The sequence below is a fragment of the Stenotrophomonas sp. 278 genome (assembly GCF_003935715.1).
In the GTDB taxonomy this organism is placed as follows: domain Bacteria; phylum Pseudomonadota; class Gammaproteobacteria; order Xanthomonadales; family Xanthomonadaceae; genus Stenotrophomonas; species Stenotrophomonas maltophilia_AH.
The window spans coordinates 1-10,757 of sequence record NZ_RHPP01000053.1; the positions used below are offsets into that span (position 1 = coordinate 1).

The 10,757-nt window shown below is 66.1% G+C and carries 11 protein-coding genes; 7 read left to right on the forward strand and 4 right to left on the reverse strand.

The genetic code is table 11. The annotated features are described in order from the left end of the window. From EGJ34_RS10570 to EGJ34_RS10580, 3 genes are all read left to right on the forward strand, one after another. Window positions 1–1,831, forward strand: a 1,831-nt coding sequence (locus EGJ34_RS10570) for an OB-fold nucleic acid binding domain-containing protein (protein WP_260476964.1), incomplete at its 5' end; no start/stop codon positions are given. Window positions 1,832–1,940: 109 nt separating this feature from the next. Further along, window positions 1,941–2,447: a hypothetical protein gene (locus tag EGJ34_RS10575; RefSeq protein ID WP_125360438.1), complete on the forward strand. Its 507-nt coding sequence runs from the start codon at window positions 1,941–1,943 to the stop codon at window positions 2,445–2,447. 213 nt (window positions 2,448–2,660) lie between these two features. Continuing rightward, window positions 2,661–3,428 carry a YggS family pyridoxal phosphate-dependent enzyme gene (locus EGJ34_RS10580; protein WP_185750139.1) on the forward strand — a complete coding sequence of 256 codons (768 nt, stop codon included), beginning with the start codon at window positions 2,661–2,663 and terminating at the stop codon, window positions 3,426–3,428. 52 nt (window positions 3,429–3,480) lie between these two features. Here EGJ34_RS10580 and EGJ34_RS10585 read toward each other — a convergent pair whose 3' ends face one another. After that, on the reverse strand, window positions 3,481–4,389 hold the full coding sequence (locus EGJ34_RS10585) for a LysR substrate-binding domain-containing protein (protein WP_125360440.1): 909 nt from the start codon (window positions 4,387–4,389) through the stop codon (window positions 3,481–3,483). A gap of 101 nt (window positions 4,390–4,490) precedes the next feature. On the opposite strand from EGJ34_RS10585, the gene EGJ34_RS10590 reads away from it, so the two are divergent. Then, a complete protein-coding gene (locus EGJ34_RS10590) occupies window positions 4,491–4,670 on the forward strand; it encodes a hypothetical protein (protein ID WP_125360441.1) in 180 nt (59 codons plus the stop codon). A gap of 178 nt (window positions 4,671–4,848) precedes the next feature. On the opposite strand, the gene EGJ34_RS10595 is transcribed toward EGJ34_RS10590, so the two are convergent. The 3 genes from EGJ34_RS10595 to EGJ34_RS10605 form a co-directional block, all read right to left on the reverse strand. Further along, window positions 4,849–7,014, reverse strand: a complete 2,166-nt coding sequence (locus EGJ34_RS10595; protein WP_125360442.1) for a hypothetical protein — start codon at window positions 7,012–7,014, stop codon at window positions 4,849–4,851. An 89-nt stretch (window positions 7,015–7,103) separates the two neighbouring features. After that, window positions 7,104–7,508 carry a VOC family protein gene (locus EGJ34_RS10600; protein ID WP_125360443.1) on the reverse strand — a complete coding sequence of 135 codons (405 nt, stop codon included), beginning with the start codon at window positions 7,506–7,508 and terminating at the stop codon, window positions 7,104–7,106. Between the two features lie 145 nt (window positions 7,509–7,653). Then, a complete protein-coding gene (locus tag EGJ34_RS10605; RefSeq protein WP_125360444.1) occupies window positions 7,654–8,202 on the reverse strand; it encodes a porin family protein in 549 nt (182 codons plus the stop codon). A gap of 274 nt (window positions 8,203–8,476) precedes the next feature. Here EGJ34_RS10605 and EGJ34_RS10610 point away from each other — a divergent pair, with 274 nt between their 5' ends. From EGJ34_RS10610 to EGJ34_RS10620, 3 genes are read left to right on the forward strand one after another with little or no spacing between them, the layout of a single operon-like run. Continuing rightward, window positions 8,477–8,941: a DUF2975 domain-containing protein gene (locus EGJ34_RS10610; RefSeq protein WP_125360462.1), complete on the forward strand. Its 465-nt coding sequence runs from the start codon at window positions 8,477–8,479 to the stop codon at window positions 8,939–8,941. Further along, window positions 8,941–9,159, forward strand: a complete 219-nt coding sequence (locus tag EGJ34_RS10615) for a helix-turn-helix transcriptional regulator (RefSeq protein WP_125360445.1) — start codon at window positions 8,941–8,943, stop codon at window positions 9,157–9,159. Before EGJ34_RS10610 ends, EGJ34_RS10615 begins: the two co-directional genes overlap by 1 nt. Further along, on the forward strand, window positions 9,159–10,688 hold the full coding sequence (locus EGJ34_RS10620; RefSeq protein WP_125360446.1) for a TerC family protein: 1,530 nt from the start codon (window positions 9,159–9,161) through the stop codon (window positions 10,686–10,688). The genes EGJ34_RS10615 and EGJ34_RS10620 overlap by 1 nt, the downstream gene beginning before the upstream one ends. Window positions 10,689–10,757: the final 69 nt, after the last annotated feature.

Sequence of the window (10,757 nt, forward strand, 5' to 3'; positions counted from 1 at the left end):
GGTCAACGAACTGGCCGCCTGTCTGGACCGCTGGAGCAGCCACGAACCGCTGCCCGAGGCCCTGCGCGAGCGCGGCTTCGACCCGGATACGCCGCTGATGCAGCGCGTGGTGGCACTGACCGCCGAGCTGGTGGATTTCCCCCGCCACCTGTCCCAGCATCCGGGCGGTTTCGTGATTTCCGAACACCCGCTGTCGACCCTGGTGCCGGTGGAAAACGCGGCCATGGACAACCGCACGGTGATCCAGTGGGACAAGGATGACCTCGATGCCACCGGCCTGATGAAGGTCGACTGCCTGGCACTGGGCATGCTGACCGCCGTGCGCAAGTGCCTGACGGTGTTGCAGGGACGCGGCGTACGCACCGACCAGGGCGAGGTGCTGACCATGGCGCGTCTCCCCGCCGATGACGCCCCTACCTACGACATGATCTGCCGCGCCGACACCCTGGGCGTGTTCCAGATTGAATCGCGCGCACAGATGGCAATGCTGCCACGCATGCAGCCCCGGTGCTTCTACGACCTGGTGATTGAAGTGGCGATCGTGCGCCCCGGGCCGATCCAGGGCGACATGGTGCATCCCTACCTCAACCGGCGGAAGCAGCTGAAGGAGAAAGGGACCGAAGAGATCGACTACCCGCCGGAACTGGAGAAGGTATTCAAGCGCACCCTGGGCGTGCCGCTGTTCCAGGAACAGGTGATGCAGCTGGCGGTGGCCGCCGCCGGCTTCACGCCTGGCGAGGCCGACGCCCTGCGCCGCTCGATGGCCGCGTGGAAGCGCCATGGCGGGCTGGAGCCGCACCGCGAAAAACTGCTGGCCGGCATGGCCGAACGCGGCTACAGCCGCGAATACGGCGAACGCCTGTTCGAGCAGATCAAGGGCTTCGGCAGCTATGGTTTTCCGGAAAGCCATGCGGCCAGCTTCGCGCTGATCACCTATGTGAGCTGCTGGCTGAAGTGCCACCATCCGGCCGCGTTTGCTGCCAGCCTGATCAACAGCCAGCCGCTGGGTTTCTACACGCCCGACCAGATCCTGCAGGATGCACGCCGGCATGGTGTGGCGGTGCTGCCGGTGGATGTGCGCCACAGCGACTGGGACTGCACGCTGACGCCAGACCCGGATGCCCCCGGCATCCGCCTGGGTCTGCGCATGATCGACGGTTTCAGCGGGACGATGGCGCTGGCGTTGATGCAGGCGCGCGCGCGTGGGCCGTTCGAAAGCGTGGCCGACCTCAGCCAGCGCGCGCAGTTGGACCGCCGCCATCAAGGGCTGCTGGCCGACGCCGGCGCGCTGAAGGGCCTGAGCGGACATCGGCATCGCGCCCGCTGGGACGTGTCCGGGGTGGAAAAACCGTTGCCGCTGTTCGACAGCGTGCGCGCCACCGACGAGGCCGAGGTGGCGCTGCCCGCCCCGAGTGCGTTCGAGGACATGCAGGCCGACTACAACAGCACCGGCACCACCCTGGGCCGGCACATGGTGTCGTTCATCCGCCCGCAGCTGGAGCAGCGCCGCTGCATGCGTTCGGACCAGCTGGCGCAGCTGCCGCATGGTCGCAGCGTGCGCTTCGCCGGGCTGGTACGCATGCGCCAGCGCCCGCAGACCGCCAGCGGCGTGACGTTTCTGACGCTGGAAGATGAGAGCGGCATGGTCAATGCGGTGGTCTGGCGGCGCACCGCCGACCGCCAGCACCGGGTGCTGGTGGAAGCCCGCCTGATGCAGATCGATGGCCGGCTGGAGCGGGTGGACGGTGTGCAGCACCTGATCGTGCAGCGCATGCACAACATCGACGAACTGATCGCCGGCGTGCGCACGTCCAGCCGTGATTTCCACTGACGGCCTGTGATCCACTTCACGCAAACGAACAGATTCGGACTTTTCTGACTGGTGTCACAAACCCGCAATCGGGTATTGTCGCTGCCATTCCAAGGATCCGGAGCCGCCTGTGTCGCGCGCACTCACTCTCACCACGCTGGTGGTATCCAGTCTTGCCCTTGTCGTGTCGGGGTGGACCGCCATCCGCCTGCACCAGAGCCAGTCCGACCAGCGCGTCATCACCGCCCGCGGGCTGGTCATCCAGGACGCCAACGGCCAGGCCCGGGTCATCCTGGGCGCACCGGTGCCCGACCCGGTCAGCCAGGGCGTCACCCAGGGCCCACGCGCCTCGCCGCTGTCCGGCTTGATCCTGCTCGGGGCTGACGGCTCCGAACGTGGCGGCTATGGCACCGCCGATGTCGGCGATGAAGCCGTGCTGACCCTCGACGACGCCAGCGGCAACACCGAGGTGTTCAAGGTCACCGCCAACCCGGACCGCGGGGCCACCCTCGTGGTCAAGCACCAGAACAACACCGGGGCCATGCTCACCTCCTGGCAGGGCAAACCCGAACTGATCTTCCTGAGCGACAACGGCCAGTCGCATTACGTACGCCCGGGATCTCAAGCCGCGCCCTGACCGCGCGCGTGCACGTCCCAGGACACGCATGGCGTGTCCCTACGGGGTTCCCGCCATCTGGGTTCCCGTTGGATGTCGCGGATGGGGCTTTGGTAGCGTCGGTCGACAGACGACGGCCGTGAACGCCTCCACGTCCGGTAACGCATGGAAAAAATCGAACCGGGCCCCTACCCGCGTGCGAAAATACAGACCTGCCCGCACCTGGTCCCGCCCGTGCCCATCGCCCCACCCGTCTGGCCGCAGGCCAGCACCGTAGAAGATTTCCGCCACAACCTGGACGCCGTGCACGCACGCATTGCCGCCGCCTGCACCCGAGCCGGTCGCGATCCGCGCAGCGTACGCCTGCTGCCGGTCAGCAAAACCGTCGATGAAGCCCGCCTGCGGCTGGCCTTTCAGGCCGGCTGCACCGAACTGGGCGAAAACAAGGTGCAGGAAGCCAAGGCTAAATCCGAGGCCATGGCCGACCTCGGCATCCGCTGGTCGGTGATCGGCCACCTGCAGACCAACAAGGCCCGCGACGTGGCCCGCTTCGCCAGCGAATTCCAGGCCCTGGACAGCCTGCGCGTGGCCCAGGCCCTGGACCAGCGCCTGGAACAGGAACAACGCCAGCTGGATGTGTTCGTGCAGGTCAACACTTCCGGCGAGGCCAGCAAGTACGGTCTGGATCCGATCGAGGTCGCCGACTTCGTGCAGCAACTGCCTGCGTTCTCAAACCTGCGCGTGCGCGGGCTGATGACCCTGGCGCTGTTCTCACCCGATCCCGAACAGGTACGCCCCTGCTTCGTGCGCCTGCGCGAACTGCGCGAGCGCCTGCAGCCCACTTTGCCGGCCGGCGTCAGTCTGGATGAACTCTCGATGGGCATGTCCGGCGACTTCGAGATCGCCATCGAGGAAGGCGCGACCGTGGTGCGCGTGGGCCAGGCGATCTTTGGGGCGCGCGCCACGCCGGACAGTCATTATTGGCCGGGGTCTGCGGGATGAACCGGTGAGGGATGGCGTTGACACGCATGGCGTGTCACTACGCGGGTGAGATTCAATCGTGGGTGGGGACCGCCGCCAGCATGCTGGCGGCGTGGGCTTCGGCCTGTGCCATGACCCATTCGCGGAATGCGAGAAATCCCTGATGCGTGGCCGAACGCGTGGGATACACCAACCAATGCGACCAGCGCGTTTTCAACCGATGCGGTGACAACGCGATCAACTGCCCTGACTGCAGCAGCAACTGTGCCCGGGTCACCCGCCCCAGCGCCACACCGATCCCGTCCAACGCAGCACGATGGTGCGACTCGGAATCGTTGAGCATCGCCACATAGCGACGCGGCGCGGTCTCACCGGTCAGGGCAAACCAACGCTGCCATTCGCCGTCCGGATCACCCAGCAACGGCCATTGCGACAAGGCAGTTGCGTCCACTCCGCCCATCCGCGCCACCAGCGCCGGGCTCGCCATCGGCACCAGCCAGTCGTCGAACAGGGGCTCCGCCGTCACCCCCGGCCACTGCCCTGCTCCCACCCGTAACGCGGCATCCACCTGCAGCTGCCGCTCGAAATCGGTCAGCCGCTCGGTCGATTCCAGATTGATCTCGATCTGCGGATACGCCGCCACGAACTGGCCCAGGCGCGGCACCAGCCAGTTCGACGCCATCGATGGCACCGCACTGACCGTCAACACCCGATCATGCCGCGCGGCGAATGGCTGGAACGCCTCGCCGATCGCATCCAGATGCGGCCCCACCTGCTCCAGCAGGCGCTGTCCCTCCGGTGTCAGCTGCACCCCGCGTGCCTGACGCAGCAGCAGCGGGTAGCCCAGGCGCTGCTCCAGCTGGCGCATCTGGTGGCTGAGCGCGCTGACCGTCAGGTTCATCGATTCGGCTGCACGGGTCAGGTTGCCCAGGCGGGCCGCGACCACGAAATTGTGCAGCGCCTGCAGGGGCATCCGGGACATTGAGGCTTGAATCCTGCTCAAGACAAGGTTGCGGAAATGTCGCTTTTCCGGTGTCGATGGTGCGCCCAAGATGACGGCCATTCAAGCCTTGAGGTGACGCCATGAACATCTACGAAGGGTTGTTGTTCCTGCACGGGCACGTGGCCAGCGCGGAACTGGCGCGGCAGTTGGTTGAAGTCGAAGTCGAATCTCCGGAACGGACGTTCATGCATGAGATCGATGAGAAGATCTGCTGTTCTGCGTCCGCATCACGCGCACCCTCGAGGGAGGCCGTCGGGTAGCCCCCGGAGGGACACTCCACGGCATGGATGCCGTGGAGTAGCCCCCATGGATGGGTTCACGGCGTGTCCCGGAGCGGGGCTGCCCGACGGCCTCCCTGCACGGATCAATTGAAGCGCTGCTGTAGGCGGTATCGCGAACAGCAGCCGGGCAAGCCCGGCTCTACGGGATCAGCGACCGTCAACGCGCGGCCGGCAGCATTCGCGGCCGACCCTCGTACCACTCGCGGGCACCAGCCAGGTGCCACTGGCGCTGGTCGCCGTCCAGTTCGATCCCCGCACCGAGCACGCCCCAGCGCAGGTAGAGGTCGCCCTTCTTCTGCGCCTTGGCCATCTGCAATCGGGCACGCAGCGACAGGCGCTCGTTCTCCGCCTGCAGGTCATCAATCGTCACCGCACCGCGCTTCCAGCGCAGCTGCCCGGTCGCCTGCACCTCGCCCGAATCCAGCAGCCCCAGCACCCAACGCGGGTACGCGCTGCGTTCGGCAAACACACCCAGCAATGGCCCTGCATCACGCAGGCGCACTTCGGTCTGTGCATCGACCTCGAACGGTGCCGCTGCATCAATCTTCCCTTCGCGCAGGGTCAGCGTTCCCCACCAGTTCGCGTCCCCCTTGCCGTCTCCGGTGCGGATGTTCCGCAGCAGCACCGTACTGCCGCCCAGATCGAACTGCTTCGCCTCCAGGTCCGCACGCTTCAGCTGCGCCCTGACCTGCGCATCACCGGCCAGTTGCATACCCGCTACCTGCAGGCGGGCACCGCGGCCGCGCAGGTCGGCACGGCCCCGCCCCACACGCCCAGACGTATCCAGTTCCACCTCGCCACTCAGCAGCCCCGTGCCGCCGAGCAGCCGCACGCTGCCTTCGCCCAGGTAACGGTTGTACGCGGTCAGGTCCGGAACCCGCGCATCGGTGAACTGCAGCCGCGACTGCAGGGTGTCGCGCATCTCCTGCAAACGGGCATCGGCCTGCAGCGCCAGGTCCATGTTCTTGCCTTCGAACAGCACCTGCTTCTCGCCGGATGCCGCCGCCCGGAACGCCGGAATCCGTACATCCAGATGCGCCTGCGCCGGCTTGCCGGCCGCAATGCGTCCCTTTGCCCGCGCATCGCCCTGCATGCGCACGCCGGCCACTTCAGCCACCGCCGCCACCTTGGGAATGTCCAGCGTGCTGCCCGGTGCCAGCTGTCCGTCCACGACCCTCAGGTCGGCATTGAGCAGGCCGCCGCCATCCAAGTGGAACCACGGCTTGCGCACGAACAGGTCGGCGATCCAGTTCAGCGATTCAAACTGCCATGCGCCGCGCACCTGCCCGGAAAGACGCGGCAGCAGGGACGCCGGATCTTCGAACGGAATCCTGCGACCCGCCACTTTCAGATCCGCGTCCAGCTCACTGCCGGTCTTCTCATCGCGCGGCAGCCGTGCCTGCACGCGGATGTCCTGCGCCACATCCAGCTGCAACGCCAGCAGGCCGCGGTCGGTGGCATGCACGCCGGCATGCAGCGGCAAGCGCCACACCAGCCGGCTGCCGGATTTCAGCTCGCCCCTGTCCAGTCCCAGCGCCCCTTTGATGTGGGCCTCGGCCGGCGCGGTCCCCACCTTGGCGTGCGCCCCGGCAGTGTCGATCTGCAAGGCGCGACTGCGGCCCTCGATCTCCAGGCTGGCCTGCACCAGGCCGAATTTCCGGATGCCGGGTGCTTCGTCGCGGTAATGCCGCGGGTAGCTGAAGCGCGCATCCAGGCGGGTGTCCTCGACCAGGGTCACGCCATCCCAGGTCACCGTGGCCTCCTTGAAACCGGCATTGGAATCGAGCAGCTCCGAGGGGCCACCCTTGATCTGCTTGACGAAGCCGACCGTGCCGTTGCCCTTGCCGGCAATCAACAGCTTGCCGAAGCGAGCACTGTGGATGCTGTCGCTATGGATCGCATCCAGCCGCATCACCCAGCCGCGGTCTCCGCGCGGCGGTGGTGGGATCGCCTTTTCCACCCGTTCCACTTCCGACTCCACGTCCGTGGCATTGATGCGCGGAATGTGGACTTCGCGCCGCACCAGCGCAGGCAGCGATATCCACGCGCTGGCCCGCTCCGCGCGGAAGATGTAAACGGTGTGGTTGGCCTGGCCGCGGATGCGGATGTTCCAGACAATCGCGTGCCCCGGCAGCAGGGTCACCGCCGGGCCGGTGCGCAGGGTGAACTTCTCCGGCTTGCGGTTGACCACCATCTCGAACAGCGGCGTGTTCAAAAACACATTGCCAGCCAGCAGATACAGCCCGTAGATGGCTACGAACCACAACAGCGCGGTGCGCCATGGCCACGGCAATCGCCGCACACGCTCGGGAATCAACGGCATCGGGGAAGGGGGAAGGACACAGACATGCGTTCACTATCGGCAACGCGCGCGCGATGCCGCGTGAAAGCCAGCCCGCCCCGCTTACCGGTTCAGCCCGGGCGGCGCTCCGGATCCCACGCCTTCGGCTGCCACAGCTCGACCTTGTTGCCGTCCGGGTCGACGATCCAGGCAAACGCCCCGTTCTCGTGCTGTTCGGGCCCGGCTACCACCTGCACATCCGCCTCGCGCAGCTGCGCCAGCAAGGTGTCCAGGTCATCCACCCGGTAATTGATCATGAAGGGCGAGTCGCTCGGGCTGAACCATTGCGTGTCGCGCTCGGCCACGTGCCACACGGTCAGGCCGCCATCGTCGGCCCGGTCATCCGGCCAGCGCAGCACCGCACCCCCGAAGTCCTCCAGCGCCATGCCCAGGTGCTGGCGGTACCAGTCGGCCAATGCCTTGCGGTCGCCTCGCGCCTTGAAGAACACCCCACCTATTCCGGTCACCTTCGCCATTACGTCCTCCAGCACCGTTGTGTGCGGCGAGCGTACACCAGCCCGGACAAAAAAACGGCAGACCGTTGCCGGCCTGCCGTCCGCATCGACGAGGATGCTGGTAAATCACGCCCCGTAGAGCCGGGCTTGCCCGGCTGCCGTGCAATCAAAAACGGAACTCGCCCCCCAGCGTAAAGGTATCCACATCCACCTTCACACCGTTGAAATCACCCTTGCGGCGGTCGTAGTTGACACTCAGTCCCCAGCGGCGAGCAAAGTCGTAGCCCGCACTGACCCCATAGAACGGCTTGGTCGAGCTCTCGTCGTCGACCAGGTCCCAGGTGTCCTCGCGGATCTGTGCGGTCATGCGCGCGACGCCCGCTCGGCCGCCGATGAAGAAACCGGTGTTGTCCGGGCCGAAGTTCTTCTTGACGACCAACGCCGCGCCGATCGATACCAGATCCAGCTCTTCGTCGTACCCGAGATCTTCGTTGTACAGCGAGCCGGCATGACCTTCGACGCCAATGTTCGGCGTGAACCAGTAACCACCCCCGACCAGGCCGGCAACGTCGGTCTCGTCACCTCGCAGGTCATCCACACGCACCTTGGTGACGCTGTGCCCCAGTTCCGCACGGACAAAGGCCTGGCCGGCAAAGGCATCGCAGGACACGGTGGCCAGCGCAAGAACGGCGGCCAGGGAAACGCACTTGTTCATTGAATTCCTTCCAGGGAGTGGTCATGCCCATCCGGGCTGCGCCACTCTGCCCACTGTTCAGCTCGATGTCAATTTTCCGTTAAATCAACCATCACACCTCTCACGTGACATTACGAGGTGGCTGGACAGCCACCCGCCTTATCGTTTATCAATAAATAGACGGCCACTCGCGGCCGTCGATTCCGGAGGCCACGTGGCAGGCAGTACCGACCGACCCCCGACGTCGGGCGACATCGTTCACTACACCCGCATCGCACTGCGCGCCGTCACGGCCCTGTGCTGGCTCGGCATCCTGGCCGCCCTGTGCGCCTTCCCGGTGGTCTACTTCGACCGCAGCTGGCTGCTCCAGTCCGCCGGACTGAGTGCGGCACAGGCACAGCAGCAGTGGCTGTTCCCCCACTTCACCCTTGGACTGGTCGGCATCGTGGCGCTGCTCAGCATCGGCCTGGTGTTTCTGCGCCACCTGCAGCGCTTCGTGCGTGCGGTGCGCGGCGGGCATCTGTTCGCACACGGCCATGCGCTTCGACTGCGCCGCATGGCGTGGCTGATGCTGGCGATGGAACTGCTGTCCATTGCCATCGGCCTGCACGCCAGCTGGATGGGCCCGGCCTTTGCCTGGATGGAAGTGGGCGGCGGCATGTCGATCACCGGGCTGATCGCGGTGCTGATGCTGTTCGTGATTGCCCGCGTGTTCGAGGCCGGTGCGGCCATGCGCGAAGACCTGGACGGCGTGGTCTGATGGCGGTGGTCATCACCCTGGACCAGATGCTGGCCAAGCGGGGTATGACGCTGTCCGAACTGTCCGTACGGGTCGACATCACCCTGGCCAATCTGTCCATCCTCAAGACCGGCAAGGCCAAGGCGATCCGGTTTTCCACCCTGGACGCGATCTGCCGCGAGCTGCAGTGCCAGCCCGGCGACCTGATGACGCACGATTCTCAAACGGAAGAAATTTAATGGAATGGCTTGCTGACCCCAACCTCTGGCTGGGGCTCGCCACCTTGGTGGTGCTCGAAATCGTGCTGGGCATCGACAACCTGGTGTTCATCGCGATCCTCGCCGACAAGCTGCCGCCGCACCAGCGCGACCGCGCACGGATGATCGGCCTGAGCCTGGCGCTGCTGATGCGTCTGGTGCTGCTGGCTGCGCTGTCGTGGATCATGAAGCTCACCGAGCCGCTGTTCGACCTGTTCGGCCACAGCTTTTCCGGACGCGACCTGATACTGCTCGGCGGCGGCCTGTTCCTGTTGTTCAAGGGCACCATGGAGCTGCACGAGCGACTGGAAGGTCGCGAGCACAATGAAAACGGCAGCAAGGTGTACGCAGGGTTTGCCGCCGTGGTCACCCAGATCGTGGTGCTCGACGCGGTGTTTTCACTCGACTCGGTGATCACTGCGGTCGGCATGGTCGACCACCTCGGCGTGATGTACGCCGCCGTCACCATCGCCATGGCAGTGATGATGCTGGCCAGCAAGCCACTGACCCGTTTCGTCAACAAACACCCCACGGTGGTGGTGCTGTGCCTGGGCTTCCTGCTGATGATCGGTTTCAGCCTCGTCGCCGAGGGCCTCGGTTACAAGATTCCCAAGGGCTACCTGTACGCGGCCATTGCCTTCTCGATCCTGGTCGAGAGTTTCAACCAGTGGGTGCGCTTCAACCGTGAGCGCAACGAAAAGCGCCTGCCGTTCCGCCAGCGCACGGCCGATGCAGTGCTGCGCATGCTGGGCGCGCAGTCGAAACAGGGTCATGACGACGACCACGAAGCGGATGAGCGCGAAGAACGCCTGGAGCCGGCCGAGCAGGACATGATCCGCAGTGTGCTCAGCCTGGCCGAGCGCCCGGTGTCCAGCGTGATGACCGTGCGCGCCGACCTGGAATGGATCGATACCGGCCGCGGTGAGGCGCATGCGATGCAGAAGCTGATCGAATCACCGCACACCCGCATGCTGGTGGCCGAAGGCGACCTGGACCAGGTGCAGGGCATCGTGCAGAGCCGCGATCTGCTGGCCGGCGTGCTGCAGGGCAAGCCGCTGTCGTTGCAGGACGCCCTGCGCGAGCCGGCCTATGTGATCTCCAGCGCCAGCGTGCTGCAGGCGCTGGAAGTCATCCGCGAACAGCCGGTGCCGGTTGCGGTCGTGGTGGACGAATACGGCAGTGTGGAAGGCCTGGTCACCGCCAACGACCTGCTCGCGGCCATTGCCGGCGACCTGGCGGACACCCAGGACGAGCGTTATGGCGTGCAGGCGCAGGATGATGGCGGCTGGGAAGCCGACGGCGCGCTCACGCTCGACGACCTGCAGCGCCTGACCGGGATCAACTTCCCGCGCCACGCGCGTTACCAGACCCTGGCCGGGTTGCTGCTGCAGCAGCTGGACCGCCTGCCGGTGGAAGGCGACGCCATCGAGCACGAGGGTTATCGCGTGCAGGTGCAGGCCATGGACCGCCGCCGCGTCACCCGCCTGCGGATCACGCCGACATCGGCATGACCACGAACGGTGACGCGCTTCTGCGCCATGCATCCGGCCTTCGCCGCGCCGATCACCGCCATCGGCGGT

Bases quoted from the DNA above. Each gene is read 5' to 3' on its own strand.
- EGJ34_RS10585 (WP_125360440.1), bottom strand. From the start codon at position 4,389: ATGTCCCGGATGCCCCTGCAGGCGCTGCACAATTTCGTGGTCGCGGCC.
- EGJ34_RS10590 (WP_125360441.1), top strand. From the start codon at position 4,491: ATGAACATCTACGAAGGGTTGTTGTTCCTGCACGGGCACGTGGCCAGC.
- EGJ34_RS10595 (WP_125360442.1), bottom strand. From the start codon at position 7,014: ATGCCGTTGATTCCCGAGCGTGTGCGGCGATTGCCGTGGCCATGGCGC.
- EGJ34_RS10600 (WP_125360443.1), bottom strand. From the start codon at position 7,508: ATGGCGAAGGTGACCGGAATAGGTGGGGTGTTCTTCAAGGCGCGAGGC.
- EGJ34_RS10605 (WP_125360444.1), bottom strand. From the start codon at position 8,202: ATGAACAAGTGCGTTTCCCTGGCCGCCGTTCTTGCGCTGGCCACCGTG.
- EGJ34_RS10615 (WP_125360445.1), top strand. From the start codon at position 8,941: ATGGCGGTGGTCATCACCCTGGACCAGATGCTGGCCAAGCGGGGTATG.
- EGJ34_RS10620 (WP_125360446.1), top strand. From the start codon at position 9,159: ATGGAATGGCTTGCTGACCCCAACCTCTGGCTGGGGCTCGCCACCTTG.